The following is a 26,951-nucleotide window of genomic DNA, read 5'->3' as shown; positions in this document are numbered from 1 at the left end:
AATCGCCCGGCTCACCGGCGACGCAGATCGCGTACCCCGGCCGCGTCCGCCGCCCGCCGGTACGCAGCCGCCAGGGTCTCGACGGTCTCGTGCGCATTCAACCCGCTCGGGTTCGGCAGTACCCAGAGCTCGGCGCCGCCGATCGACTCCGGCTGCCGGCCCACCACGGCCGTGCGGCGCCCGAACGCCGCGCGATAGGCGGTGACCCCCAGGATCGCGAGGACGCGCGGCCGCACCCGGAGCACCGTCGCCTCCAGTTCCCGACCGCCGCGCAGCAGCTCGTCCCGAGTCAGGTCGGAGGCTTTCGCGGTGGCCCGCGCGACGACATTGGTGATGCCGATCCCGGCATCGGTGAGCGCCGCGGCGTCGTCGTCGGACATCCCCGCCGATGCGTCGATCACGTGATCGGTGATGCCCGCGGCGTGCAGTGCCGGATAGAAGCGATTGCCGGGCCGGGCGAAGTGGGCCCCGGTCGCCGCGGTCCACAGCCCGGGATTGATGCCCGCGATCAGCAGCCGGCAGTCGGAGCCGATCAGATCCGGAACGGTCGCACCGATCCGGTCGAGCAGTTCCTCTCGGGTGAACCCCACCGCCGGCTACCGGGCCCGTCGCGACCGGAGGTAATCCCCGACCACGGCCGCACCGAGACCGTCGAGGTCCGGCGCCACGACGCGGCCGCCGATCCGGCGCGCGATGCGGTCGATGAACCGCGCCAGGCCGGGATCCTCGCCCAGCCGGAAGAACGTGATCTGGGTGCCCATGCGCGAGAGATGATCCAACTCCGACACCGTAAGCCCGATAGTGCGCGGATGCGGCGGGTAGAAGAAGAAGTCCTCTCCGTCCGGCTCCAGATGCGCGGTCGGCTCACCGTCGGTGACGATCAGCACCACCGGCTGGGCATTCGGGAACCGCCGGAGGTGCCGCTGCGCCAGCAACAGCGCGTGGTGCAGGTTGGTGCCCTGCTCCATCCGCGGCTCGAGCGCGGTCAATACGTCGACGGTGGTGTCGCGGGCCACGCGGCCGAACTCGATCAAGTGCAGTTCGTCGGTGCGGAACCGGGTGCTGATGAGCTGATTGAGGGCCAATGCCGTCCGCTTCATCGGAGTCCAACGGCCCTCCATCACCATGGAGAACGAGGTGTCGACGAGGAGGACGACGGCGGCCTGGGTCCGCGCCTCGGTCTCGATCACTTCGATGTCACCGACGTCGAGGCGCACGCCGTCGCCCGATGCGAGACGAGCGGCCGCGGACGGGTCCTCGGCGACGGTGCGCAACACCGCGTTGGTGACGGTGCGGGTGACGTTCCACGGCTGGGTGTCGCCGAACTGCCACTCACGGCTGCTTCCGGTGGGCTCCCCGAGCCGGCCGGCGAGGTCGGACTGCCGGTCGCCGCCGCGTGCGGACAACTGCTGGGCGATGTCACGCAGGATCGCCTGCCCGAGTCGGCGCATCGCCTTCGGACTCAACCTCGTCTGACCGTCCGGGGCGCGGTCGAAGAAGCCCTCCTCGCGCATCGCCCGGTCGAGTTCGGCGAGCGTCCGCGCATCCGCCGCGGCTTCGTCGCCGAGTTGCCGCGCGAGGGCGTCGAGGTCCACGTCCTCGAGCTGCGCCCCCGCGTATCCCTGCGACAGCTGCTCTGCCAGGTTCTCGAGCTCGGCGATATCGCGCAGCGCCGCCGCGCCCTCGCCGAGTCCCATCGGCTGATCGCCGGAGAACTCCTGACCGCCGTTCCAGTCGAGGTCAGGCCGCGCCTGACGCAGCGCGTCGTCCATCTGCGCGAGCTGCGACATCAGCGCAGGCGAACCGAAGGCCTGCTGCGACAGTTCGGCGAGCTCCGCCTGCTGTTCGGGGGTCAGCGAGTTGAAGAACTGCTGCGCTGCGGCGGACCGGCGCGCCAGGGAGTCGATCAGCTCCTCGGTGCTGCGCGGATCCTCCGGGAAGAACTCGCCGTGCTTGTCCATGAACTCGGCGAACTGCTCGCTCGTGTCCTCGCCGCGATTGTGCGCGGCGAGCAGGTCGTTGAGATCGTCGAGCATCTCCGAGATGCGCCGACGATCGTCGTCGGTGGCGCCCTCCAGAGCCTGCTTCATTCCGGCGAACCGCTGGTCGAGCACTTCGCGCCCGAGCAGGTCGGAGATCTTCTCGTAGTCGGCGCGCGCCTGGGGACTGCGCCAGTCGTAGTCGGCGAGTTCGCGGACCGCCTGCGCCGTCGACGCCGGAAGGCTCTCGATCTGCATCTCGGCGAGCCGCGCGTCGTCGTCGAGGTCGCGCGCGAGTTGCTTGCGTTCGCTGAGCACCGCCGAATCGAGCAGTTCGCGGATCTCGTCGAACGTCCCGTCGAGGTTCCGGTTCCGTAGCAGTTCGCGCCGTCTGCGGTTCGCCATCTCCGCCAGCCGGTCCAGCCCGCGCATGTTCTCGCTCCCGCGACGGAGGAACTCGCGAAGCGCACGGTCGGGCGAGGATCCCGCCATCACGTCGTCACCGATCGCCTCCAGGGCGTCGCGGAGGTCGACGGGCGGCGCCAGCGGGTCGGGCCCGCCGGTGTAGCGCCGGTAGGACGAGCGGTGGAAGCGCCTTCTGCTCATGAGCTACGCCGTGTCGTCCTCGTCGACCTGTTCCACCAGGTAGGCGGTGCGGCCGTACTCGTCGGTGTCCTTGCCGATCCGGCGCGCGAGATACAACCCCTCCAGGGCCAGTTCGGCGGCGCTGGCGCGCTCGGCGGCGTCGGTGGAGTCCAGGCGCCGGCTGATCTCGTCGATCACCTCGGCCACCGCGCCGGTGTCGCCGAGCGCTGTCAGCACGTCGCCCGCGGGAACGCGGTCGCCGGTGAGCACCTCCTCGCCCGCCTCCAACGCCGCGACGAGCGGCGCCATGTCGACGCCGCCGAGGTGGGCCCGGACGGTGTCGGCGACGGATTTGCGGAGCAGGTAGTCAAGGATCTCGAGCTCACGCCCCTCCTCGCCGGACTCGAATTCCACTTTGCCGCGCAGCACCTCGATCACCGCGTGCAGGTCGACCGGTCGCGCGACCGGGAACTCCTCGCCGGCCACCACGGAACGATGCAGCGCGGCCGCGGCCACCGTCTCCGCACCGGCGATCGAGAACCGCGCGGACACACCCGAGCGCTGGTCGATCGACGGATGCTCGCGGGCGTAGCGGGTGAATCGCGCCAGCACCTCGATCAGATAGGACGGCACCGAGGCGACGAGGTCGGCCTCCTGCTCGATGACGTCCACCTCGTCCTGCAGGTCGAGCGGGTAGTGCGTGCGGATCTCGGCACCGAACCGGTCTTTGAGCGGAGTGATGATCCGCCCTCGATTGGTGTAGTCCTCGGGATTCGCGCTGGCCGTCACGAGGACGTCGAGGGGCAGTCGCAGGCTGTAGCCGCGGACCTGGATGTCTCGCTCCTCCATCACATTGAGCATCGACACCTGGATCCGTTCGGCGAGGTCGGGCAGCTCATTGATCGCGATGATGCCGCGATGAGCCCGCGGGATGAGACCGAATGCGATGGTCTCCGGATCGCCCAGACTCCGCCCCTGGGCCACCTTCATCGGGTCGATGTCGCCGACCAGGTCGGCCACCGAGGTGTCCGGGGTCGCGAGCTTCTCGCTGTACCGTTCGCTGCGGTGCCGCCATGCCACCGGCAGCGCGTCACCGAGCTCCGCGGCCCGCCGGATCGAGGCGGGCAGGATCGGGTTGTACGGATGCTCGTCGAGTTCGGAGCCGTCGATGACCGGCGTCCATTCGTCGAGCAGCCCGGCCAGCGTGCGCAGCAGCCTGGTCTTGCCCTGTCCGCGCTCACCGAGCATCACCACGTCGTGCCCCGCGATCAACGCGCGTTCGAGCTGCGGGATCACGGTGTCGTCGAATCCGACGATGCCGTCCCACGGGTCGTCGCCCGCGCGCAGCGCCGTCAGCAGATTGTTGCGGATCTCGTCCCGGACGTCACGTTCCACGTGCCCGGAGGCACGCAGTTCGCCGACGGTGGTGAGAGCCGGTGCAGGAGTGTCGATATCGGTGACAGCCACGTCATCCACGCTACCTCCCGATCCGGCCCGCCCGCTGAAGGCGGCGAATTCGTCCGTGGTCTGTCAGTGCTCGTCGATACGCTCTACTCACCTCTTCGGAAGGATTCGCATCATGTCCTCGAACACCGCTCCCTGGGATTCCCTCGACACCTACGACAACGGGCTGACCTTCTTCACCGGCGTGGTGGAGACCGTGCCCGCCGACTGCTGGACCGCTCCGTCTCCCTGCGACGGATGGACGGCACTGGACGTCCTCGGGCACGTGGGCGAGGCGGCACTGGTCGGCGCGCGCATACTCCGCGGGGGCGAGCGCGAGTTCAACAGACACGATCCGCCCTCGTCGGCGGTCGAGGGCGACCCGGCGGTGTGGTGGGCGGCCGCAGCGGCACAGGCCCGTCAGGCACTGGCCGAGGTGACCGATCTGGACCGCGAGGTCGACAGCCCCGTCGGACGCCGGACGGTCAGGGAGGGTCTGTCCTTCCCCGCGGTGGACTTGTACCTGCACGGTTGGGACCTCGCCGCGGCCACCGGCTCGCGCGTGCGGTTCCCGGCCGAAGCCGTCCAGTTCATCCGCGACGTCTTCGCCCACGTCCCCGACGAGGTGACCCGCAGGCCCGGCGTTTTCGGCGCCCCCGTCGAGGTCGGCGCGGATCGCGACGAGACGGACCACATCCTCGGATTCGCCGGCCGGGATCCGGACTGGTCTGCCTGAGGGCCCTGCTCCGGACGGCTATCGGGCGTCGGCGAAGTGCGGGTCGCGGCCGATGAACGCCGCCAGGCGCATCACTGGGTCGGCGCCGGCCGGTGCGGTCTTCGCGGGACCGTACTGACCGGACGAGCGCAGCACCTCTTCCATCCCCCGCAGTCCGTCCAGCAACTGCGCCGCGAACTCCGCGTCCAGGTCCGGGCGACGGCCGCTCGCCTGCGCGAGATCCCAGGTGTGCATGAACACGTCGGCTGTGTAGAAGCGGTCGACGGCATCAGCCAGCGGCATCGTGCCCACCCTCGGGTGCGAGAACTCGACGTCGTCGCGCATGAACAGCTCCTGGACACGCGCCGAGTGCGCCGACCAGACGGCGGCCGGATCGTCGGCCGACGGCGCCGCGTCGAACCGAACGCCGCCGTCGGCGAGAAACGCCGGAAACCACCCGGTGAGGTGGGCGACGACGTCCCGTGCCCGCCAGCCGTCGACGGGCGACGGCGCGTCCCAGTCGGCCGTGGCGGCCGCCTGCGAACCGAAGTCGGAGGCGACCACGCGGTGACGATCGGACGCCGTGAGACCGCTCAGTCGGCTCACGCCCGGACCTCGCCGTCGGCGAGCAATCGGTCGAGCTTCGCATAGCCCTCCCGCACGCCGACCTCCATACCCGACCGCAGCCAGGCGTCACGGACATCGATGGAGTCGCAGAGCGACTGCGCCTCCAATCGGGTGCGCCCGTCGCCCAGATCGATGAAGCGGAGGGTCTCCAACGACACCTCGTCGGGCATGCCCTCGAAGGTGAAAGTCTGAACGATGCGATCGTCGCCGACGGTGTGGAAGCAGCCCCGGAACCCGAACTCCTGCCCCTCGTGTTCGGAGACGTACCGCCATTCGCCGCCGCTGCGGGCATCCCAGATCACGACGCGCGAGGTGATGGCGTCGGGTCCCACCCACCGCATGAAAAGTTCCGGGTCGAGGTGCGCTTTGGCGAGTTGGGCCGGTGTGGCCCGGAAGTCGCGGGTGATCCGGATGATCGGCAGCGCCGGGTCGGCGTCGATCGCGGCTTCGGGATAGGTCTCGGTGTTCATGATGCGGCCCCTTCGGTGTCGGTGGAGTGCGCGGCATCGGCGCCCGTCATCTCTGCGAGGACTGCGTCGAGCCGCTGGTACCGCGCTTCCGCTCGGCGGCGATACCGTTCGATCCATTTGGCCATCAGGTCGAAGACCTCGGTCTCCAGGTGCACCGGACGTCGTTGCCCGTCCCGTGAGCGCGTCACCAGGCCGGCCTCTTCGAGCACCTTCAGATGCTTGGAGATCGCCTGCACGCTGACGTCGTAGGGTTCGGCGAGCTGCCCCACGGTCGCGTCCGCGGACGTGAGACGCGCGACCATGTCTCGACGCGTCGGATCTGCCAGTGCCGCGAATATGAGAGACAACTCGTCGGCCATCGCCGTCGACCTCCTTATTCAACCAAATGGTTGTCTACGAGTAGACGCCGCGTGAGGTGCGTTGTCAACCCCTTGGTTGAGTATCGACGACTGCCGCCTGTCGCAGGAGAACGCCGCGGCAGCCCGTTCACAGCGCGTGGCGGCCGCTTCACCCCGCGTGCACGCCGTCCACGTAGAGCCAGACACGGCCGACTCGGACGAATCTGCTGCGCTCGTGCAGTTCACCGCGGCCTCCGGAGTCGCGGAAGACGGCAGTGAAGGCGACGACACCCGTCTGATGAAAGGGCGACCCGTCCACGACCTCGTCGATATGGAGATGCAGCCAGCGCGTGCCGGGGTCGGGCGCACACTCGTCCGGCCTGGTGTCCGGATGCCAGGTCGCGAGCAGGTGCTCCTCGTCACCGAGCGCGAACGCCGTGAACCTGCTGCGCATCAACGCTTCGGCCGTCGGCGCCGGCCTCCCCACACCGAGGCCCGTGAGGTAGCGCCCGCAACACTCCGACAGCACCTCTCCCGAACCGCACGGGCATCGCCGATCGCTCATTCGGCCAACCTATCGCACCGCACCCCTTGACAACCTCCGACGACTGGTTGCATGGTTAGTTAGTCGAGTAATTAACCAAGAAACCGAGGCGGTCCAATGATTGACGACGGGAGGGCCATCTTCCAGCAGGTCGCCGACCACGTTGCCGATTCGATCATCGACGGCACCCTGCCCGAGGAGACTCGCGCGCCCTCCACCAACGAACTCGCCGCCTTCTACCGCATCAATCCCGCGACCGCAGCGAAGGGCATCAACCTGCTCGTCGACCAAGGCGTCCTCTACAAGAAGCGCGGCGTGGGAATGTTCGTCGCCGCCGGGGCCCGCGCCGCGTTGAGCGTGCGTCGCCGGGAGGCCTTCGCCGACCGGTTCGTAACTCCGCTGCTGGTGGAGTCACGCCGGCTGAACCTGACCACCGACGACGTCGTCGCCCTCATTCACGAACGTTCCACCACCATCGACCAGCCGTCGGAAGGAGTCCGGCCATGACCAGCCAGACCAGCGCACCCGCCATCAGCGCGCGAGGCCTCACCAAGCGATACGGATCGACGAACGCCCTCGACGACGTGAGCTTCGACCTTCCGGCGAACACCGTCTGCGGGCTGTTCGGCCGCAACGGCGCGGGCAAGACCACGCTGATGTCGATCCTCACCGCTCAGAACTTCGCGACGTCCGGTGAGCCCCGGATCTTCGGCGAAGACCCGTACGAGAACACGCACGTCCTGCCGCGCATCTGCTTCGTACGCGAGAGCCAGCGCTACCCCGAGGACTCCACTCCGGCCCAGGCTTTCCAGATGGCACGGTTGTTCTTCCCGAACTGGGACCAAGAACTCGCCGACCGCCTCGTGGAGGAGTTCCGGCTTCCCGACTGCCGGCGCATCAAGAAGCTCTCCCGGGGTCAGCTGTCCGCGGTCGGAGTCATCATCGGCCTCGCCTCCCGCGCCGACGTGACCTTCTTCGACGAGCCCTACCTCGGTCTCGACGCCGTCGCCCGACAACTGTTCTACGACCGTCTCCTCGAGGACTACAGCGACTTCCCCCGCACCATTCTGCTGTCGAGCCATCTCATCGACGAGGTCTCGAACCTCGTCGAGCAGGTGCTCGTGGTCGACGAGGGCAGGCTCGTCCTGAACGAGTCGGCCGACGACCTCCGCGGCATGGCGTTCACCGTGGTCGGCGCCGAATCCGCCGTCGACGCCTTCATCGGCGACCGCGAAGAACTGCACCGCGACCGACTCGGCTCCGTCGCCTCGGTGACCGTCCTGGGACGACTCGAGGACACCGACCTGGCCGAACTGTCCGCCCGCGGCATCGCCACCGCTCCGGTCTCGATGCAGGAACTGATCGTCCGTCTCACCACTCGCGCCGACCGGCGTGAGCGAACCTCTCGTCCGATGGGAGCCTCGCGATGAACCGCACAGCGAACGTCGTCCGCATGCAACTGATCAACAAGAAGATCTTCGTCTGGCTGCCGCTGACGATCTTCGGCGCCGCGTTCGCGATCTCGCTGATCATCTACGGCGCGATCTACGCCTCGGTCAGCGACCTCACCGACCCGATCTACGGCGGCGCATCACAGGCACCCCTCTGGTACTTCGCCGTGATCGGCATCCAGGCGATGTCGCTGACCTTCCCGTTCTCCCAGGCCATGAGCGTCACTCGTCGCGAGTTCTATCTCGGGACCACCCTCACCGCCCTCCTCGCGTCCATCGGCCTCGCCGTGCTGTACGTGATCGGCGGCCTGATCGAGAAGGCCACCGACGGTTGGGGGATCGACGGCTACTTCTTCGCGGTGCCGTGGATCTGGAACCAGGGACCCGCGGCCGCCGGCCTGCTGTACTTCATGGCGCCGATGCTCACGTTCACCATCGGTTTCTTCGCCGCCACCGTGTACAAGCGGTTCGGCATGCTGACACTGGTCCTCATCGGCATCGGTCTGGCCGCGGCGATCGCCCTCGCGATCTTGGGCATCAGTCTCGGCGGCGGCTGGCCGGCCGTCGGACGCTGGTTCACCGGTCTCACGCCGGTCGCGGTAGGCGGTTACGGGCTCGTCCTGGTGGCGGCGCTGTCGGGCGTCTCGTACGCGACTCTGCGGCGAGCGATTCCTTAGGACGCGTACGGCTCAGGTACGCGTACGGCTCAGCCGGCCGGACGGAGGCCCAGCCATACCGCGAGTCCGAGACCGCACAGACCGATCGCGATCCGCAGGGGCCGGGCAGGCAGCCGAGCGACCAGCGGCGGCCCCATCCAGCCGCCGAGCAGACAGCCGATGCCCATCGCCACCGCCGCCGGCCAGTGCACCGGACCGAAGACGATGAAGGCGACGGCCGCGACCGCATTGGCGACGCCCAGAAGCGCCGATTTCAGCAGCATGGAGTGCCACAGCGGCAGACTCGTCAGGAGCAGCGCGAGCGCGAGAAAGATCACGCCGGCTCCCGCACCGAAATAGCCGCCGTAGATCGACACCACGAACACCGCGACCGGCCAGGCCACCGGACGGTCGGAGCCGTGCTCGATCCACCGTCGAAGACCGGGCTGCGCCAGCAGCGCGACCGACGCCAGCGCCACCAGGTACGGAACGACGTATCCGAACGCCGCGGCGGGCGCCAGCAGCAGCAACGCCGCACCCACGATTCCGCCGGCCAGCGCCATCAGCGACGAGCGCAGCAGCGACCGGCCGCCGTCGTCGGCAGTGAGCGCCCGGCCCGACTTCGCGAAGCTCCCCACACCGACGGCGACCAGGGCCACCGTGTTGGTGACATTGGCGGACAGGGGCGTCAGGCCCGCCGCGAGCAGCGCCGGATAGCTCACGATAGAAGCCAGCCCGGTCACGTAGCCGACCACGCCCGCACCGAATCCCGCGGCCACGAGTGCGAGGAGCCCGATCACCGTCATGCGACCAGAGCGCTGTTCATGCGCGCCTCACGTGCCGTACGGCACTCAGTGTGCGAAGTGACGCGCCCCGGTCAGGTACATCGTGACGCCCGCAGCCTTGGCGGCCTCGATCACCTCGTTGTCGCGGACCGAACCGCCCGGCTGGACCACCGCGCGCACGCCGGCGTCGATCAGCACCTGAAGACCGTCGGGGAACGGGAAGAAGGCGTCGGACGCACCGACCGCGCCCGCCGCACGTTCGCCCGCCCGGTTCACCGCCAGATGCGCGGAGTCGACGCGGTTGACCTGACCCATTCCGACGCCGACCGACGCACCGTCGGAGGCGAGCAGAATGGCGTTCGACTTGACCGCACGGCAGGCACGCCAGGCGAAGACCAGATCGCGCAGCGTCTGCTCGTCGGCCGCGGTACCCGTGGCGAGCGTCCAGTTGGCCGGATCGTCGCCCTCGGCGTCGATCACGTCGCGCTCCTGCAGAAGCAACCCGCCCGAGACCGGACGCATCTCGATACCGCTCTCGGCCGGAGCCTGCGCGACGAGGATGCGGATGTTCTTCTTCCGCGAGAGGACGTCCACCGCGCCGTCGGCGTAGCTCGGCGCGATGATGACCTCGGTGAAGATCTCCGCCACCTGCTCGGCCATCTCGACCGACACCTCGCGGTTGGTAGCGATCACGCCACCGTACGCGCTGACCGGATCGCAGGCGTGCGCCTTGCGGTGCGCTTCGGCGATGTCGGCCCCCACCGCGATGCCGCAGGGGTTCGCGTGTTTGATGATCGCGACCGCCGGTTCGGTGTGGTCGTAGGCGGCACGCCAGGCGGCGTCGCCGTCGGTGTAGTTGTTGAACGACATCTCCTTGCCGTGCAGCTGCTCGGCCTGAGCCAGCCCCGGTGCTGCGTCGGTGTCGACGTAGAGCGCGGCCGCCTGATGCGGGTTCTCCCCGTAGCGCAGGGTGGCCGACCGCTTCCAGGTGGCGCCGGCCCACACGGGGAACTGCGCACCGGTGGTCGCACCCGGTTCGCCTGCGGTCTCCTCCGACGGCGCGACCACCGAGGTCATCCACGAGGCGACGGCGACGTCGTAATCGGCTGTATGGCGGAAGGCCTTGGCCGCCAGCTGCTTCCGCTGCGCCAGGGTGAACCCGCCACCGGCGACGGCGGCGGCTGCGTCCGGGTAGTCGGCGGGATCCACCACCACGCCCACCGACGGGTGGTTCTTGGCGGCGGCACGGACCATCGAAGGACCGCCGATGTCGATCTGCTCGACGCACTCGTCGGGGGCGGCACCGGAGGCGACGGTCTCGGTGAACGGGTACAGGTTCACGACCACCAACTCGAAGGGCGCCACGCCCAGCTCGTCGAGCTGCGCCAGATGATCGTCCTTGCGAGTGTCGGCCAGGATGCCCGCGTGCACCCGCGGATGCAGGGTCTTGACCCGCCCCTCGAGGCACTCCGGGAAGCCGGTCAGTTCGCTGACCTCGACCACCGGAACGCCCGCACCGGCGATGGTCTTGGCGGTGGAGCCGGTCGAGACGATCTCGACGCCCGCGCCGTGGAGGGCGGTCGCCAGTTCAGTGAGCCCGCTCTTGTCATAGACGCTGATCAGCGCGCGCTTCACCGCGCGAGCTCCGGAGTCTGCAGGTGCATTCACTTGATGTGTGCCTTTCGTCCATCTGTGACAACGCCACGGGTCACGACCGCATGCACCACTTCCGGCAGCAGCACACGTTCGACTTCTTTGATGCGTTCGTGAAGGGTCTCTTCGGAATCGTCGGGCAGCACCTCCACGATGCGCTGCGCGAGGATCGGTCCGGTGTCGACGCCGTCGTCGACGAGGTGCACCGTGGTGCCGGTGACCTTGACGCCGTACGCGAGGGCGTCGGCGACCCCGTGCGCGCCGGGGAACGCGGGCAGCAGCGCGGGATGCGAGTTGAGGATCCGGCCGCCGAAACGGTCGAGGAATGCGGGGCCGAGGATCTTCATGAAGCCTGCGGTGACCACCCACTCCGGGGCCAACTCCGCGACCGAGGCGGTGAGCGCCGCGTCCCACGCCTCACGGTCGGGGTACTCCCGCAACTCGCAGAGGATCACGGGCAGGTCGGCGTCGACGGCGCGGTCGGCGGCCCCGCAGTCGCGGTCGACCACTACGCCGACGACGCGGAAGGGTGCGTCGTCGGTTGCTGCGAGGTCGAGGACTGCGGCCATCAACGATCCGGCGCCGGATGCCATGACGACCACGGGCACACGGGCGTCCTGGGCTGATGTCACGACCTACAGCTTAGTTGTCCAACTCCCGCACTGAACCGGGAGGTCGGTCCCCCGCCGGGGGTCCGTGGTCTGCGCCACTCGCGACCGCCGGATCGACGTCGTCGAGCGCCTCGGTCCCGTCCTCGTCACCCGAGTCCGGGTCTTGGTCCGAATTCGAGTCCGAATCCGCGTCCGCTCCCGGGTTCGAGTCCGCATCCGCGTCCACCGGTTCCGGCTCGTCGAGCAGTTCGTCAAGATCCAGGTCGGGAGCCCCGGACGCCCGCCGACCGCCGAACCTGCGGTTGAGCCAGAGGATCCCGGCGGTCGCCGTCGCCGTCACCCCGAGCGCGGTCAGTGTGAAGACCCCGGCCAGCGGAACACTGACGCCGGCCTCCCCCATCTCGCCGAGCGTGCCGCCCGAGAACGCCACAGCCACCACCATCAGCAGTGAGGCCACCGCCGCCCCCACGCCGATCGCCCGCAGATGGGCGACGAGGTCGTCACTGCGGGTGTGCCAGCCGATCAGCACACCGGCCAGTGCGGGCACGGCGTAGAGCAACGCCCCCCAGGCGCCGAGATCGGAGCCGGGGACCACCGCCGCGATCGGCACCGGCGGCAGCGTCCCCGGGTGCGTGCTCAGCGCATCGATCGTCGTGCCGCCCAGCGTCGCGCTCGCGCCCGCGGTGACGGCTGCGGCGTTCACCACGAAGTTCGGCAGGTAGAGGATCGACAACGCCGACAGCCCGAGGTAGCCGTCGAAGGTGTTGCCTCGCGAGAGGAGATCGGAGACCGCGCCGAGATGCGCGAGGAAGCCCGCGAACACGGCGACCCCGCCCCCGGCGATCAAGGCGAAGAAGGCGGCGACCCCGGCTTCGGCGCCGATCCGGTCGGACGCCGCGACGGCGAACTCATCGAGGAACGGCCCGATCACGCGAGGGACCACGCCTGCCAGCGCCGCCACACCGTGGACCACGATCGTCATGCCGAACGCGGCGAGCGGACTCGGACTGCCCACCGGACCGGACGAACTGCCGTCGGCGACCACCGCGAGAGCGAGCGCGGTCGCGACCAGTGGCCCGACCACAGCCGTTCCAGCGATGCGCAGGAGCTCGTTGAACGAGGTCGCGTCGACCGTCGCCCGACGGACCACCCGGTACGTTCCGTATCCGATCAGGAGTGTCGGAACCAGCGGAAGCACCCCGATGGTGACGCCGCCGACGGTCAGCGCCGTCTGATTGGCCGCGAGCCATCCGGCCGCGGTCGCGGACCCGAAGCTGGAGAACCCCGCGCCCGCCGCGACCTTGGTGATCAGCACGATCACCGCCGACACCAGCCAGGCGACGGTCGGAACGGTGAGCCCGACCTTGATCACGTCCCAGGTGGCGGGCAGTTTCGGCTCCTGGTCGGCACGGCGGGCCAGACGGACCTGCCGAAGACGGGCCGCCAGATTCGAAGTTGAAGGCGCGGACATCGCTTACCAGGGTGTCACGGTCCGGCAGTCGAGCCCCGCCGACGCGCCGCACTCCCCTGCCCCGAACGAAAAACTGTCGAGTTCGTACCCCGTACGGGTACGAACTCGACAGTTTCTTGACTGAGCGAGCAGTGCTACTGCTTGTCGGCATCCTCCGGCTTCACGAAGGCGGTGGTCGCCCCGGCGTCCGAGGCCGGCGGGGTGTCGGCCTGACCGTACGACGGTGTCGCCGACGGCTGGCCGTAACTCGAACCGGGCTGGTAGGAGGCCTGCGCCTGCTGACCGTATCCGGCCGCCGGCTGCTGGGCCGCCTGCTGCTGGGCCTGCTGACCGTAGCCGTAGCCGTACGACGAAGCCGCGGGATCCGCCGCCGGCGCCGCGTGGGCGGCGGCGGGAGCCGCGGCCGCGGCCGACGCGTCGGCTGCGGCCGTCTTGATCTGACCCGCCTCGATGAGCAGCCACACCACCGCGGCCAGGAAGGCCAGGATGGAGGTGATCAGCAGGATGATCGCGCCGGCTCCCTTGCCCGCGTCAGCGGTCGCGAACTGGAACACCGTGATGAGGGCACCGACGGTCGACAGCGCGAACACCACGCCTGCGACCCACTTCTCAGTACCGAGCAGGAAGGTCGCGAGAGCCAGCACACCCGCGACGGCGATCAGACCGTACGGGGTCGCGAACTCGGTCTCGAACAGCTTCGCGCTGTACTGGGCACCGTACGGACCGGTCTCCTTGAAACCCGCCACGAAACCGCAGAACAGCGTGATGACGCCGAGCGCGCCGATGACGGCGGCGAGGATGGTCGTCGTGTTGGCGGGAAGGCCCTGACTCGCGGGCTGCTGCGGCTGCTGGTAGCCGTAGCCCTGCTGGCCGTACTGCTGCTGCGCCGCGTACTGCTGGCCGTAGCCGGCCTGCTGCCCGTACTGCTGCTGGCCGTACTGCTGCTGACCGTAGCCGGACTGCTGGCCGTACTGCTGACCGTAGGCCGACTGGGATCCGGCGTCGCCCTGGCCATAGCCAGACCCCGACTGCGGGTACGTCATCCGATCACTCCTCGTGAGACTAGGGCCACCGTGGGCGATGGCCGGCGAACTTCTGGTCCACGCTAATACACGTCCCTGTCTGTCCGCTGAACGCCGTCCATCGGTCGAATCACCAGCGATGGGCTCTTCCCTGCTCGGCGTACCACTCGATGAGGCCGTAGTCGTCGACCGACTTCGGATCCACGTTGACCTCGCTCCGGCCGGCGAGAATCGCCGTGACCGGCACTTCCAGCTTCTTCCCCGTCCGGGTGTGCGGGATGCCCGGCGCGAGGATCATCTCGTCGGGAACGTGCCGCGGCGACAACCGAGTCTTCACCTCGGCGGCGACACGCGCGGACAGTTCATCGGTGAGTTCGGCACCGGGGACCAGGGTCACGAACAGCGGCATCCAGTATTTGCCGTCCGGTCCGTCGACGCCGAGCACGAAGGCCTCGGCGATCTCCGGCATACCCTCGACCACCTCGTAGATGTCGGCCGAACCCATGCGGATGCCGTGCCGGTTCAGCGTCGCATCGCTGCGGCCGTGGATCACCAGCGATCCGCGCTCGGTGACGGTGACCCAGTCACCGTGCCGCCACACCGGCTTCGCCGGGCCCTCGCCCTCCCATTCGTGAGCGAAGTACGCCTTCCGGTAGCGCTCCCCGTCGGGGTCGTTCCAGAATCTGACCGGCATGGACGGCATCGGCGTGGTGACGACCATCTCGCCCACTTCGCCGATCAGCGGCCGACCGCTCGGCGACCAGCTCTCGAGTCCGACGCCGAGATAGCGTGCCGACAGTTCCCCGGCGACCACCTCCACTCCCGTGGTACCACCCGCGAATGCGCTCACGACGTCGGTGCCACCGCTGATCGAGGACACCGGCAGACCCGCCTTCACGTTCTCGTCGATCCATCCGAACAGATCCGCCGCGAGCGTCGAACCGGTGCTGCCCAGCAGCCGCAGCGCCGAGAGGTCGTGGTCCGCGCCGGGATGGAGTCCGGCCTTGCGCGAGGCCTGCAGCTGTCCCGGGCTGGTGCCGAAGAAGGTGACCCGTTCGTCGGCCACGATCTGCCAGAGGCGGTCCGCGTCCGGGTAGAGCGGCGAACCGCTGTACGTGATGATCCGGGCCCCCACCAGCAGCCCGGCGACCTGGTAGTTCCACATCATCCACGACAGGGCCGTCTGCCAGAAGAAGACCGACTCGGTGTCCAGATCCGACTGGATCGCCGCCGCCTTCAGGTGCTCGAGCACCACGCCGCCGTGCCCGTGGACGATGCCTTTGGGGCGGCCCGTGGTGCCCGAGGAGAACAGCACCCACAGCGGATGATCGAACGCGACCTTCACCGGCTCGGGACGGCGACTCTCGTCCGCGATCACCTCCGACCAGCGCACCACTGCGGCGCCGGGGTCGCCGACGTCACCGGCGCCGGGGTCGCCGACCATGATGTGCGTGACCTCGTCGCCGAGCAGTCCGGCGAGCGTGACCGAGTCGGCGCGCTTGTCGACCTCCTTGCCGTTGTATCGGTAGCCCGCGGCGGAGACGAGCACCGTGGGCTCCAACTGCGCGAGCCGGCCGGCCGCACCCTCCGGCGCATAGTCCTGACCGCAGCCCGACCAGATCGCGCCCAGTGACGCGGTGGCGAGGAACGCGATCACGGCCTCCGGGATGTCGGGCAGGTACGCCGCGACGACGTCGCCGCGGCCGACACCCGCCTCGCGGAGCGCGTGCGCGACGGCGCCGACCCGAACCGGGAGTTCGGCCCACGTGACCGACGTGCGGTTGCCGTCCTCGTCCAATCCGACGATCGCCTCGCCGGGCAGATCCGCATGTCTCAGCACCACGTCGACGTAATTCAGTGCCGTACCGGGGAACCACACGGCACCGGGCATGGTGTCGTCGGCGAGCACCGCGTCGTCACCTCTGTCCAACGGCGTCTCGGCGATCTCGTCGAGCTCGAAGAAATCCCACACGCACCGCCAGAAGCCCGGCAGATCGGTCACCGACCGTTGCCAGACGTCGTCGTATGAGGTCAGCGGCGCTCCGGCGCGCTCGGAGAACTTCTCGGCGAAACGATCGAAGACGGTCACGACCCCAGCCCCAGGACCTCGATCGCGCGTTCGCGCATCTCCACTTTGCGCACCTTGCCGGTGACGGTCATCGGGAACTCGTCGACGATCTGCACGTACTTGGGAATCTTGTGACGGGAGATGTGACCGGTGGCGAACTCACGGATCGAGTCCGCGGTCAGTTCGTCCGCGCCTTCGCGAACCCGGATCCAGGCCATCAGTTCCTCGCCGTACTTCTCGTCCGGGACACCGATCACCTGGGCGTCGATGATGTCCGGATGCGTGTAGAGGAACTCCTCGATCTCACGCGGGTAGATGTTCTCTCCGCCGCGGATCACCATGTCCTTGATGCGGCCGGTGATTCTGACGTATCCGTTGTCGGCCATGACCCCGAGGTCGCCGGTGGCCATCCAGCCGTCGGCGTCGAGCACCTCGGCGGTCTTCTCCGGATCGTTCCAGTAGCCCTTCATCACCGAGTACCCGCGGGTGCGGAACTCGCCGGTCTCACCGCGCGGCAGGGTCTCGCCGGTCAGCGGGTCGGCGATCTTGATCTCCAAGTGCGGCCCGACACGGCCGACCGTCCCCACGCGAAGGTCGAGGTCGTCGTCCATGCGTGTCTGCGTCGAGACCGGGCTGGTCTCAGTCATGCCGTAGCAGATCGACACCTGCGACATGTTCATCTCGTCGATCACCCGGCGCATCACCTGCTCCGGGCACGGCGAGCCCGCCATGATGCCGGTACGCAGGGAGGACAGGTCGAAGGTGGTGCCCTCGTCGGCGCTCGAGTCCAGGAGAGCCAACTCGGCGATGAACATCGTCGGCACGCCGTAGAGGCTGGTGCACCGATACTTCTCGACCGCCGCGAGTGTGGCCTTCGGGTCGAAGGCCGGGGCGGGGATCACCATGGCGCAGCCGAAGGCGATCGCCGCGAGGTTGCCCATCACCATGCCGAAGCAATGGTAGAAGGGCACCGGCAGGCAGATGCGGTCGTGCTGGGTGTACTCCAGCAGCGATCCGACCAGGTAACCGTTGTTGCCGATGTTGAGATGAGTGAGCGTGACGCCCTTCGGCGCTCCGGTGGTACCGGACGTGTACTGGATGTTGATCGGATCGTCCGGGTTCAGTCCAGCCGCGATCTCGGCGATCTCGGCCACCTCCGCCGCCGACGGCGGGGTCAGCATCTCGGCGAAGGCATCCGACTCGAACAGCACCACCTCGCGCAGGTCCGGCGTCTGGTCGCGCACGTCCTCGAGCATGACGGCGTACTCCGAGTCGCGGAAGCTCGTGGCCGCCAGCACCAGCGAGGTGCCCGACTGCTTGAGTGCGTACGCGAGCTCGTGGCGCCGGTACGACGGATTGATTACGACCAGGATCGCGCCGATCTCGGCGGCCGCGAACTGCGTCAGCACCCACTCGAACCGGTTCGGGGCCCAGAGCCCCACGCGATCGCCCGGCGTCACCCCGTGCCGGAGAAGTCCGGCCGCCAACGCCACGACGTCGCGGCGGAACTCGGCGTACGTCCAGGTCCGGTCGACGGCGGCGTCGATCAGGGCGTCGGAGTCCGGATAGCTGCCCGCGGTGGCGGCGAGGGTCGCACCGATCGTCTGGGTGAGAAGTGGGGGCTCGGTCTCCCCGATCGCGTACGAGGGGGCGGCGGCTGTGCCGGTCATGGTGTCCTCCGTGAGGGTTGAGGTGTCACGTGGGGGTCGGGTGGGTCGGTCGGATGCCGGGGGCGAGTGCCGGCTCAGCCGGCGGGAGGCTGCATCACCCGGGCGAGAATCGCTCGGGCTTGGGCGATCACCGGGCCGTCGATCATCTGGCCGTCGACGGCGAACACGCCGCCGTCGTGCGCGAGGGCGCCGTCGCACACCTTGCGGGCCCATTCGACGCGCTCGGCCGACGGTGCGTAGCCGGCGCGGATGTGCTCCACCTGACTCGGATGGATGCAGGCGGTGGCCGTGTAACCCTGGGCGACGGCGTCGCGGACCTCCGCCACGAGTCCGTCCACGTCCGCGATGTCGATGTGGACCGCGTCTATCGCCGCCACACCGAAGGCCGCGGCCGCGAGCCGGACCCGTGCCCGGACGTGCCTGGCGATGTCGCGGTAGCCGCCGGTGCCCGGCTCGTCCGCACCGAATCTGCTCGACGTGCCGCCCATCCCGGCCGCGAGATCCTCGGCACCCCACATCAGGCCGACGCAGTTGGGCGCCGCCGCGATCTCCTCGACACGAACCGCGCCGAGAGGTGTCTCGATGAGCGCGATGGTGGGCAGTCCGTGCGCGGTGATCTGCGCCGCGGATTCGACCTTCGCCTGCATCACGACCCGATACGGCGTGCACTGCACCGCGTCCAGATCCCGCTGATGCTCCACGCTGCCCGCGGGGTTGATCCGCACGATCACCCGGTCGGCCGCGATCGGATCGGCGATCAGCGCCTCCCGGGCGTCGGCCTTGTTGACCTCGGCGACGGCGTCCTCGAGATCGAGGATCACCATGTCGGCGCGGTCGAGCGCCTTGGCGTACCGCTCGGGGCGGTCGGCCGGGCAGAACAGCAGAGCCGGTCCGGCCGGCGTCCAGGATTGCGCTGTGGACCCTGTCATTCCCGACCCTCTCACTCCGGACACTGTCATTCCCCTTCGGGTCGAACGCGCACGAGGGTCGAGCGCGAGGCACGGGCCACGATCACTCCGTCCTGATTGCGGCCGATGTGCGTCAGGTCGACGATCCCCTCGCCCGGGCGCGACTTGGACAGCCGCTTGCCGGTGCACTCGGTCTCGCCGTACAGGGTGTCGCCGGCGAACATCGGTGCCGGGAAGGCGATGTCGTGGAAGCCGAGATTCGCGACCAGCGTCCCCTGAGTCAGCTGTGCCACCGACAGCCCGACGATCGTCGACAGCGTGAGCATCGAGTTCACCAGCCGCTGACCGCCGAAGCCCGGCTGCGTGGCCGACCACGCCGCGTCCAAGTGCAGGGCCTGGGTGTTCATCGTCAGCGTGGTGAAGAACGTGTTGTCCGCCTCGGTGATGGTGCGCCCGGGACGGTGTTCGTAGACGGTGCCGATCTCGAACTCCTCGAACCAGAGCCCACGCTGCGTGACGTGCTTGGCGCCGCCGTCGGCCGCGGTCATGCCGGCAGTCCCAGCGATCGCGCGATCAGCATGAGCTGCACCTCGGTGGTGCCCTCGCCGATCTCGAGGATCTTGGAGTCGCGGTAGTGCCGGGCCACCGGGTACTCGTTCATGAAGCCGTAGCCGCCGTGGATCTGCGTCGCCGTCCGGGCGTTGTCCATCGCGGCCTCCGAGGAGATCATCTTGGCGATCGCGGCCTCCTTCTTGAAGGGCTTGCCCGCGAGCATCTTGGCGGCGGCGTCGTAGTACGCCATCCGCGCGACGTGCGCCCGGGCCTCCATGCGGGCGATCGCGAACGACACCGACTGGAACTCGGCGATCGCCTTGCCGAACGACTTGCGCTCGCGGGCGTACTTGACCGATTCGTCGACGCAGCCCTGGGCGACGCCGGTCGCGAGACCGGCGATGGCGATCCGGCCCTCGTCGAGGATCGACAGGAAGTTCGCATAGCCGCGGCCTCGTTCGCCGAGCAGGTTCTCCCGTGGCACGCGCGCGTCGTCGAAGCTCAGCGGGTGGGTGTCGGAGGCGTTCCAGCCGACCTTGTTGTACGCGGGTTCAGCGGTGAAACCCGGTGTTCGGGCGGGCACGATGATCGTCGAGATCTCCTTCTTGCCGTTGTCGCGCTGCCCGGTGACCGCCGTGACGGTCACGAGCGAGGTGATGTCGGTGCCGGAGTTGGTGATGAACTGCTTGCCACCGTTGATCACCCACTCGTCGCCGTCCTCGCGTGCCGTGGTCGCGGTGGCGCCGGCGTCCGAACCGGCGCCGGGCTCGGTGAGACCGAAGCCCGCGAGACGGCGGCCCGCGAGCAGATCCGGCAGCCAGGTCTCCTTCTGCTCCTGGGTGCCGAACTTGTAGATCGGCATCGCGCCGAGACCGACCCCGGCCTCGAGCGTGATCGCGACCGATTGGTCGACCTTCCCGAGTTCCTCGAGTGCGAGGGCGAGCGCGAAGTAGTCGCCGCCCATCCCGCCGAACTCCTCGCTGAACGGCAGGCCGAACAGGCCCATCTCGCCCATCTGCGCGACGACCTCGTACGGGAAGGTCTTCTTCTCATCGTGTTCGGCGGAGACGGGCGCCACCACCTGCTGTGCGAAGTCGCGCACCGTGCTCACCAGGTCGGTGTATTCCTGCGTCAGTTCCATGGAGTGAGATTCCTCGTCGTATGTGGGGCCGGGTCCATCGGTCCGGCGCTGTCTGTGGATCGCTGTCTGGGGTTGAAAGTCTCTAGCTGTGGAGCCGTGTGTCGTTGACGTGGTTCGCGTCGAAGCGGCTCAGTCGTCGACCTGGACGTGCGCGAGCAGTTGCTGCGCGTCCACCTTGTCCCCGACCCGGACCTTGATGGACGCGGTTCCGTCGATCGGAGCGCGAAGGGTGTGCTCCATCTTCATCGCCTCGACCACCACCAGCGGGTCGCCGGCCGCGACCTGCTCGCCGTCGACCCCGGGCACCGCGACCACGGTGCCCGGCATCGGACTGACGATGTGGCCCGCGGCATCGCCTTCATCGTGCTCCGACAGCGCACGGACCGTGTGCAGAATCCAGGTTCCCGGCCGGCCCGACACCCAGCGGCGACCGCCGCGGGCGTCGACCGCCACCTCCCAGCGGTGCGAACGTCCGTCGACGATCAGGTCGAAGGCGTCGCCGGGCACCTGGCGCAGCCGCACCGGGGCCTGCCACGGTTCGCGGTCGAGATCCTCGAAGGAGATCGTCACGTGTGCGTCGAGGGTCCCCGGCCGCGGCGTGCGGTTCTGATCGATCTGCGCCGACACCGTGTAGACGTGCCCGGACTCGGCCAGCCGCGCGAGGACCGGTGACGGTGCGCCGATGCGGAAGCCGATCGCGGACGACCAGAGATCGTCCGGGTCGCCGAGGTCCAGAGCGCCGAGCGCACCCGCGACCAGCGCGTGCGGATCGGGCATCGGGGCGGCGTAGTCGGCGGCGATCCGGTCGAGCAGTTCGGTGTCGAGCACACCGTCGCGCACATCGCGCTGCGCGAGCGCGTAACGGCAGAAGCCGATGTTGGTCACGACGCCGAGCAGCCGGGTCTCCGACAAGGCCTCGTCGAGACGGTCGAGCGCCTCGGCGCGATCGGTGCCGTAAGCGATCACCTTGGCCAGCATCGGGTCGTAATCACTGCCGATCACCGACCCCTCCTCGATGCCGCTGTCGACGCGGACACCGGGCCGCTGAGCCCCGGTGGCGAGCCGAGCCGGCTCCATCGAGGCCGCACGCGGCCACGACAGCCGCGTCACCTCGCCACCGGTCGGCAGGAATCCCTGCGCCGGATCCTCGGCGTAGACGCGTGCCTCCACCGCGTGACCGGTCATCACGATGTCGTCCTGCGTCAAGGCCAGCTTCTCGCCGCGGGCGATCCGCACCTGCTGCTCCACCAGGTCGACACCGGTCACCATCTCGGTCACCGGATGCTCCACCTGCAGCCGGGTGTTCATCTCCATGAAGAAGAAGTCCTCGGGCGCGGTGGCCGAGACGATGAACTCGACGGTTCCCGCCCCGGTGTAGCCGACGCTGCGGGCCGCATCGCAGGCCGCCTCGCCGATCCGCTGCCGGGTGGCCTCGTCGAGCAGCGCCGACGGCGCCTCCTCGATGACCTTCTGGTGGCGGCGCTGCAGGGAGCACTCGCGCTCACCGAGATGGATCACGTTGCCGTGCTCGTCGGCCAGGATCTGCACTTCGATGTGCCGCGGCGTGAGCACGAAGTGTTCGAGGAACAGGGTGTCGTCGCCGAACGCCGACGCCGCTTCGCGACGCGCGGTGGCCAGCGCCTCGGGAAGTCCGGACGGGTCCTCCACGCGGTGCATGCCTTTGCCGCCGCCGCCCGCACTCGGCTTGATGAGTACGGGGAAGCCGACGCCGCCCGCGGCGTCGATCAGTTCCTGATCCGTCAGGCCCGGACGGGAGATGCCCGGGACAACGGGCACGCTGCGTTTGGTGACCGCGTCGCGCGCGGTGATCTTGTCGCCCATCGTGGCGATCGCCGATGCGGGCGGTCCGATGAAGATGATGCCCGCTTCGGCCAGTGCCTCGGCGAACTGCTGGTTCTCCGACAGGAAGCCGTAGCCGGGGTGCACGGCGTCGGCACCGGTGAGCCGGGCCGCCTCGATGACGGCGTCGATCCGCAGATAGCTCTGCGTCGCCGGTGCCGGGCCGAGCCGGACGGCCTCGTCCGCGGCCTTGACGTGCGGGGCGTCCGCATCCGCGTCCGAGTACACGGCCACCGATTTGATGCCCATGTCGTGGAGCGTGGCGATCACACGGCAGGCGATCTCGCCGCGGTTGGCGACGAGGACCTTGCGAATGCTGCGAGTGTCAGTAGTGGTGTTCACGTGCATGTCCCTCACATCCGGAAGACGCCGTAGGCGGGATCGTCGAGCGGCGCGTACCGGCAGGCCTCCAGGGCCAGCCCCAGCACGGTTCGGGTATCGGCGGGATCGATGATCCCGTCGTCCCACAGTCTCGCCGTGGAGTAGTACGCGTCGGATTGACGCTCGAACTGATCGCGGATCGGCGCCTTGAAGGCCTCTTCCTCCTCCGCCGACCAAGTGCCGCCGGAACGTTCGATACCGCCCCGACGGACCGTGGCCAGGGTGTCTGCGGCCTGCGGTCCGCCCATGACGGAGATCCGGGCGTTGGGCCACATCCACAGGAAGCGCGGCGAGTATGCGCGGCCGCACATGGAGTAGTTGCCCGCGCCGAACGAGCCGCCGATCATCACGGTCAGCTTGGGCACGCGTGCGCAGGCCACGGCGTTGACCATCTTGGCGCCGTTCTTGGCGATGCCGCCCTCCTCGTACTGGCGACCCACCATGAAACCGGTGATGTTCTGGAGGAAGATCAGCGGGATGCGGCGCTGGTCGCACAGTTCGATGAAGTGCGCTCCCTTGAGCGCCGACTCGCTGAACAGCACGCCGTTGTTGGCCACGAACCCGACCGGGTGACCGTGGATCTTCGCGAACGCCGTCACCAGCGAGGTGCCGTAGCCGGCTTTGAACTCGGTGTACTCGCCGCCGTCGGACAGGATCTCGATGACCTCGCGCACGTCGTACGGGATCCGCGAATCGGTCGGCACCACGTCGTAGATGTCGGTCTGCGGGCGCTGCGGCGCGCGGGTGGGCACCGTCTCCCACTGCGCGGGCTCGCGCGGGCCGAGGGTGGCGATGATCTCGCGCACCTTGGCCAGTGCCTGCTCGTCGTTGTCGACGAGGTGATCGGTGACGCCGGAGACGGTGGAGTGCATGCTTCCGCCGCCGAGTTCCTCCGCGGTCACGTCCTCGCCCGTCGCCGCCTTCACCAGCGGCGGGCCCGCCAGGAAGATGGTGCCCTGGTTCCGCACGATGACGTTCTCGTCGCTCATCGCCGGGACGTAGGCGCCGCCCGCAGTCGAGGAACCGAGGACTGCCGAGATCTGCGGAATCCCGGCCGCGCTCATGGTGGCCTGGTTGTAGAAGATGCGGCCGAAGTGCTCCCGATCCGGGAAGACGTCGTCCTGGTTGAGGAGCATCGCACCGCCGGAGTCGACCAGGTAGATGCACGGCAGCCGGTTCTGCGACGCGATCTCCTGCGCGCGCAAATGCTTCTTGACGGTCACCGGGTAGTACGTGCCGCCCGACACCGTGGCGTCGTTGGCGACGATCATGCATTCGCGGCCGTGGATCCGGCCGATGCCGGCCACCACGCCGGCCGCCGGAGCCTTGCCGTCGTACATGTCGTAGGCCGCGAGCGGAGCCACCTCCAGGAACGGCGAACCCGGATCGATCAGGGCGTCGATCCGGTCACGTGGGAGGAGCTTGCCGCGCGAGAGATGTCGCTCTCGCGCCTTCTCGCCGCCGCCCTGCGCCGCGGCGAGCAGCCGGGTCCGCAACACGGCCACGTTGGCGTGATGCGCGTCTGAAGAGGATGTCGCCGTCATGCCGCCCTTTCAGTTAGCTTCGATTAACTGAAATACAGGATAGGTGACGGCGCCCACATTCGCCAGTCCCTGGCCGGGTCTCACAGCGGAATGAGTGAATTGTGCAGCTGAGGCGCCCTCGCACGGACCCGAAACGGTCTCGTGGGAGCCTGGCCGGCGTGCCGTCAGCCCTGCAACGCGCCCATCGCCATTCCGGTCAGCAATCCGCGCAGCCGGTCCCGGGGAAACTCCGGAAGCCGCGGTGAGGAGTTGAGCAGACCGAACATGGCGTGGATGCGCACCCGCGCCTCTACCGCTTCGAGTTCGACGCCGCGGTCGATGGCGTGGTCCATCAGCACTCGCACCCACACCTCGACGTAACGGCGCTGCAACGAACGCACGCGGTGCCGCGCCTGCGGCGACAGCGACCACAGATCGCGGTCCTGCACACTGATCAGGTCCGGCCGGGTCACCAGCACGTCGATGTGGAACTCGATGAGTCGTTCGAGCACCTCGACCGGTGTTCCGCCCTCGGCCGCCGCGGCCACGCCGCCGTCGTGCAGCCGCTCGCTGATGTCGATCAGAATCGTGTCGAGCAACTCGGATTTGGACTGGAAGTGCCGGTACATGGCCGGGCCGCTGATCCCGACCTCGGCGCCGATGTCCTCCAGCCGCACTCCGTTGTAGCCGCGCTGGGCCATCTGCCTGGCCGCCGCCGACAGGATCTCCACGCGCCGCGCCGCCTTCGCCTGTTCACGGCGAGTGGCCGGTCGCGGCGTCGGGACGGGTTGCGAAGACATGACGCTGCCGACTCTACCGCCCGACCCGCACCCGCCCCGAGCGATCGGCGACGGGGTCGGTGGCGATCCAGCGGTCGATGGCCGCCACCGTCTCGTCGAGTGTCGTCACGACCTCGTCGACGATTCCCAGCCGGCGCAGCTCGCGCACCCAGACGTGCTGAGCCCGGGCCATCTCAGCCGCATGGCCGACGTCTCCGTGCATGATGACGCTCGCCCCCTCGGGCGGAAGCGGTGCGAGCCAGCCGTCAGCGGCACCGATCACCCGATCGGCCGGGAACATCGCGAGCGCCGCGCCGCCCGTGCCCTGCCCGAGCAGAACCGACGCCGTGGGAGTCGCGGCCGACAGCAGCTCCATCGTGCACGCGGCGATCTGCCGAGCCAGGCCCGATTCCTCGGCCGCCCGCGACAGTTCGCCGCCGCTGGTGTCGACGACGGTCACCAGCGGCAGTCCCCACCGGACGGCGAGCGCGATACCCCGGCGAGCGACGCGAAGGGCGTCGGCCGAGATCGACCGGCCCTCCGATTGGATTCGGCGATCCTGCCCCGCCAGCACCACTGGACGGCCGCCGAACCTCGCGAGCGCGATACGGATCGGCCCGTCGCCCGCCAGCCGCACCGCCCCGAGGTGAGTCTCGAGTTCGGTCAGCCCGGGGCGCATCCGGTCACGTGTGGCGGCCACCGCCGACCACGCGTCGTCGACCTTCGCGGCGAGCGGTCCCGCCGCCTCGTGCCGGACGGCCGCCGCAGCGGGATCGAGCGCCGCGAGGACGCTCGCGACCCGAGCGCCGAGGCGGCGGTGGTCGACGACGTCGTCGACGAATCCCAGGCGGTGCAGGTTCTCGGCGGTCTGCACGCCCGCCGGGAACTGGCGGCCGTAGATGCCCGCGTACACCTTGGGTCCGAGGAATCCGGTCAGCGCTCCGGGTTGAGCCCAGGTGACGTCGCCGAGCGACCCCCAGGAGGCGAAGACCCCGCCCGTGGTCGGATGTCGCAGATACACCAGGTAGAGCAGCCCGGCGTCGCGGTGCTCGGCTACGGCAGCGGTGATGGCGGCCATCTGAAGGAACGCGGGCGTGCCCTCCTGCATGCGCGTTCCGCCGGACGCCGGGAGCGCCAGGAGAGGCAGCCGCTCCGCCGTGGCGCGGCGCACCGCCTCGACGATCCGCGCACCGGCCGTCGCGCCGATCGACCCGCCCGATACGCCGAATTCGCTGACCACCAGGGCGATGGGACGACCGCCGACGCGCCCCGAGCCGGTACAGACCGACTCCGGCTCGGTGGACCGATCCCAGCTGCACCACGTCCCGTCGTCGAGCACGGCGTCGATCATCGCCGCGGCGTCTGGCCGCTCATTACCCGGCCGCCCATTACCCGGCCGCTCAGTACCCATATGCCCGATGATGCCTGACGCCGGGCGTTCGGGCAGTCAACTCATGTTCGGCGTCCACAACGGGTAGCACCAGCGCTGCGGGACCGGCGAGATCGCGTCGATGGCCGCGCAGATCAGAAGCAGACCGTACCCGTGCAGTACATCCGCGGAGGGGGCGCGTGGGTCGGTGCGGCCGACGCGGCCGGTGCCCCGGCGAAGGCGACGGTGAGTCCGACCGCCGCCACGGCGGCGAGGAGCGTGATTCTGCGGATCATGGCGAGCCTCCAATCCCCTGTGGACTGCCTCCGGCGAACGCTCTGTCCTCGACG

Annotated in this window: 26 protein-coding genes; 4 read left to right on the top strand and 22 right to left on the bottom strand. The window is 69.1% G+C overall.

Translation table 11 applies throughout. The features are described 5' to 3' along the window. Positions 1 to 11: 11 nt before the first annotated feature. From mug to GSI01S_RS02125, 3 genes are read right to left on the bottom strand one after another with little or no spacing between them, the layout of a single operon-like run. Positions 12 to 590 carry a G/U mismatch-specific DNA glycosylase gene (mug, locus tag GSI01S_RS02135; protein ID WP_006894688.1) on the bottom strand — a complete coding sequence of 193 codons (579 nt, stop codon included), beginning with the start codon at positions 588 to 590 and terminating at the stop codon, positions 12 to 14. 6 nt (positions 591 to 596) lie between these two features. Further along, positions 597 to 2,585: a VWA domain-containing protein gene (locus tag GSI01S_RS02130; protein WP_006894687.1), complete on the bottom strand. Its 1,989-nt coding sequence runs from the start codon at positions 2,583 to 2,585 to the stop codon at positions 597 to 599. Positions 2,586 to 2,588: 3 nt separating this feature from the next. After that, positions 2,589 to 4,040, bottom strand: a complete 1,452-nt coding sequence (locus GSI01S_RS02125; RefSeq protein WP_006894686.1) for a sigma 54-interacting transcriptional regulator — start codon at positions 4,038 to 4,040, stop codon at positions 2,589 to 2,591. A 103-nt stretch (positions 4,041 to 4,143) separates the two neighbouring features. On the opposite strand from GSI01S_RS02125, the gene GSI01S_RS02120 reads away from it, so the two are divergent. Continuing rightward, the gene (locus GSI01S_RS02120) at positions 4,144 to 4,743 is read left to right on the top strand and encodes a TIGR03086 family metal-binding protein (RefSeq protein WP_006894685.1); all 600 of its coding nucleotides are present in this window, start codon (positions 4,144 to 4,146) and stop codon (positions 4,741 to 4,743) included. A gap of 18 nt (positions 4,744 to 4,761) precedes the next feature. Here the strand turns inward: GSI01S_RS02120 and GSI01S_RS02115 are convergent, their stop codons facing one another. The 4 genes from GSI01S_RS02115 to GSI01S_RS02100 form a co-directional block, all read right to left on the bottom strand. After that, positions 4,762 to 5,328 (bottom strand): maleylpyruvate isomerase family mycothiol-dependent enzyme, encoded by a 567-nt coding sequence (locus GSI01S_RS02115; RefSeq protein WP_006894684.1) that lies wholly within the window; start codon positions 5,326 to 5,328, stop codon positions 4,762 to 4,764. Next, positions 5,325 to 5,819, bottom strand: coding sequence for an SRPBCC family protein (locus GSI01S_RS02110; protein WP_006894683.1), 495 nt, complete (start codon positions 5,817 to 5,819; stop codon positions 5,325 to 5,327). Before GSI01S_RS02110 ends, GSI01S_RS02115 begins: the two co-directional genes overlap by 4 nt. Next, on the bottom strand, positions 5,816 to 6,178 hold the full coding sequence (locus tag GSI01S_RS02105) for an ArsR/SmtB family transcription factor (protein ID WP_006894682.1): 363 nt from the start codon (positions 6,176 to 6,178) through the stop codon (positions 5,816 to 5,818). The genes GSI01S_RS02110 and GSI01S_RS02105 overlap by 4 nt, the downstream gene beginning before the upstream one ends. 148 nt (positions 6,179 to 6,326) lie before the next feature. Beyond that, positions 6,327 to 6,722: a YchJ family protein gene (locus tag GSI01S_RS02100; RefSeq protein WP_006894681.1), complete on the bottom strand. Its 396-nt coding sequence runs from the start codon at positions 6,720 to 6,722 to the stop codon at positions 6,327 to 6,329. A 96-nt stretch (positions 6,723 to 6,818) separates the two neighbouring features. Here GSI01S_RS02100 and GSI01S_RS02095 point away from each other — a divergent pair, with 96 nt between their 5' ends. The 3 genes from GSI01S_RS02095 to GSI01S_RS02085 are packed head-to-tail and all read left to right on the top strand — an operon-like array spanning position 6,819 to position 8,829. After that, positions 6,819 to 7,208 (top strand): GntR family transcriptional regulator, encoded by a 390-nt coding sequence (locus tag GSI01S_RS02095; RefSeq protein ID WP_006894680.1) that lies wholly within the window; start codon positions 6,819 to 6,821, stop codon positions 7,206 to 7,208. Then, a complete protein-coding gene (locus tag GSI01S_RS02090; protein WP_006894679.1) occupies positions 7,205 to 8,131 on the top strand; it encodes an ABC transporter ATP-binding protein in 927 nt (308 codons plus the stop codon). Before GSI01S_RS02095 ends, GSI01S_RS02090 begins: the two co-directional genes overlap by 4 nt. Next, on the top strand, positions 8,128 to 8,829 hold the full coding sequence (locus GSI01S_RS02085; RefSeq protein ID WP_006894677.1) for a hypothetical protein: 702 nt from the start codon (positions 8,128 to 8,130) through the stop codon (positions 8,827 to 8,829). The genes GSI01S_RS02090 and GSI01S_RS02085 overlap by 4 nt, the downstream gene beginning before the upstream one ends. 29 nt (positions 8,830 to 8,858) lie before the next feature. Here the strand turns inward: GSI01S_RS02085 and GSI01S_RS02080 are convergent, their stop codons facing one another. The 15 genes from GSI01S_RS02080 to GSI01S_RS20015 all read right to left on the bottom strand — a co-directional run bounded on the left by GSI01S_RS02080 (position 8,859) and on the right by GSI01S_RS20015 (position 26,897). Then, entirely contained in the window at positions 8,859 to 9,614 is a 756-nt protein-coding gene (locus GSI01S_RS02080) for a sulfite exporter TauE/SafE family protein (protein ID WP_006894676.1), read from the bottom strand. Positions 9,615 to 9,659: 45 nt separating this feature from the next. Continuing rightward, the gene (purH, locus tag GSI01S_RS02075) at positions 9,660 to 11,261 is read right to left on the bottom strand and encodes a bifunctional phosphoribosylaminoimidazolecarboxamide formyltransferase/IMP cyclohydrolase (protein ID WP_006894675.1); all 1,602 of its coding nucleotides are present in this window, start codon (positions 11,259 to 11,261) and stop codon (positions 9,660 to 9,662) included. After that, positions 11,258 to 11,839: a phosphoribosylglycinamide formyltransferase gene (gene purN / locus GSI01S_RS02070; protein WP_051999588.1), complete on the bottom strand. Its 582-nt coding sequence runs from the start codon at positions 11,837 to 11,839 to the stop codon at positions 11,258 to 11,260. Before purN ends, purH begins: the two co-directional genes overlap by 4 nt. A 49-nt stretch (positions 11,840 to 11,888) precedes the next feature. Continuing rightward, complete coding sequence (locus tag GSI01S_RS02065) at positions 11,889 to 13,328, bottom strand: cell division protein PerM (protein WP_006894673.1); 1,440 nt, start codon at positions 13,326 to 13,328, stop codon at positions 11,889 to 11,891. A 134-nt stretch (positions 13,329 to 13,462) separates the two neighbouring features. Then, on the bottom strand, positions 13,463 to 14,371 hold the full coding sequence (locus tag GSI01S_RS02060) for a DUF5336 domain-containing protein (protein WP_006894672.1): 909 nt from the start codon (positions 14,369 to 14,371) through the stop codon (positions 13,463 to 13,465). A gap of 109 nt (positions 14,372 to 14,480) precedes the next feature. Further along, positions 14,481 to 16,439, bottom strand: a complete 1,959-nt coding sequence (locus GSI01S_RS02055; protein ID WP_006894671.1) for an acetoacetate--CoA ligase — start codon at positions 16,437 to 16,439, stop codon at positions 14,481 to 14,483. Beyond that, positions 16,436 to 18,088 (bottom strand): AMP-binding protein, encoded by a 1,653-nt coding sequence (locus GSI01S_RS02050; protein WP_006894670.1) that lies wholly within the window; start codon positions 18,086 to 18,088, stop codon positions 16,436 to 16,438. The genes GSI01S_RS02055 and GSI01S_RS02050 overlap by 4 nt, the downstream gene beginning before the upstream one ends. 74 nt (positions 18,089 to 18,162) lie before the next feature. After that, entirely contained in the window at positions 18,163 to 19,017 is an 855-nt protein-coding gene (locus GSI01S_RS02045; RefSeq protein WP_101841611.1) for an HpcH/HpaI aldolase/citrate lyase family protein, read from the bottom strand. Between the two features lie 26 nt (positions 19,018 to 19,043). Continuing rightward, entirely contained in the window at positions 19,044 to 19,544 is a 501-nt protein-coding gene (locus GSI01S_RS02040; RefSeq protein WP_006894664.1) for a MaoC family dehydratase, read from the bottom strand. Then, entirely contained in the window at positions 19,541 to 20,689 is a 1,149-nt protein-coding gene (locus GSI01S_RS02035; RefSeq protein ID WP_006894662.1) for an acyl-CoA dehydrogenase family protein, read from the bottom strand. The genes GSI01S_RS02040 and GSI01S_RS02035 overlap by 4 nt, the downstream gene beginning before the upstream one ends. A 129-nt stretch (positions 20,690 to 20,818) precedes the next feature. Beyond that, on the bottom strand, positions 20,819 to 22,897 hold the full coding sequence (locus GSI01S_RS02030; RefSeq protein WP_006894661.1) for an acetyl/propionyl/methylcrotonyl-CoA carboxylase subunit alpha: 2,079 nt from the start codon (positions 22,895 to 22,897) through the stop codon (positions 20,819 to 20,821). Positions 22,898 to 22,902: 5 nt separating this feature from the next. After that, positions 22,903 to 24,474: a carboxyl transferase domain-containing protein gene (locus GSI01S_RS02025; protein WP_006894660.1), complete on the bottom strand. Its 1,572-nt coding sequence runs from the start codon at positions 24,472 to 24,474 to the stop codon at positions 22,903 to 22,905. 164 nt (positions 24,475 to 24,638) lie between these two features. Then, on the bottom strand, positions 24,639 to 25,253 hold the full coding sequence (locus GSI01S_RS02020) for a TetR/AcrR family transcriptional regulator (protein ID WP_006894659.1): 615 nt from the start codon (positions 25,251 to 25,253) through the stop codon (positions 24,639 to 24,641). 13 nt (positions 25,254 to 25,266) lie between these two features. After that, positions 25,267 to 26,643, bottom strand: coding sequence for a carboxyl transferase domain-containing protein (locus GSI01S_RS02015; protein ID WP_174302272.1), 1,377 nt, complete (start codon positions 26,641 to 26,643; stop codon positions 25,267 to 25,269). A gap of 113 nt (positions 26,644 to 26,756) precedes the next feature. Then, positions 26,757 to 26,897, bottom strand: a complete 141-nt coding sequence (locus GSI01S_RS20015) for a hypothetical protein (RefSeq protein ID WP_157225298.1) — start codon at positions 26,895 to 26,897, stop codon at positions 26,757 to 26,759. Positions 26,898 to 26,951 lie beyond the last annotated feature (54 nt).

The organism is Gordonia sihwensis NBRC 108236 (assembly GCF_000333035.1).
Taxonomy (GTDB): domain Bacteria; phylum Actinomycetota; class Actinomycetes; order Mycobacteriales; family Mycobacteriaceae; genus Gordonia; species Gordonia sihwensis.
The sequence above is the reverse complement of the archived record's forward strand: the minus strand, read 5'-3'. Positions and strand labels throughout refer to the sequence as shown.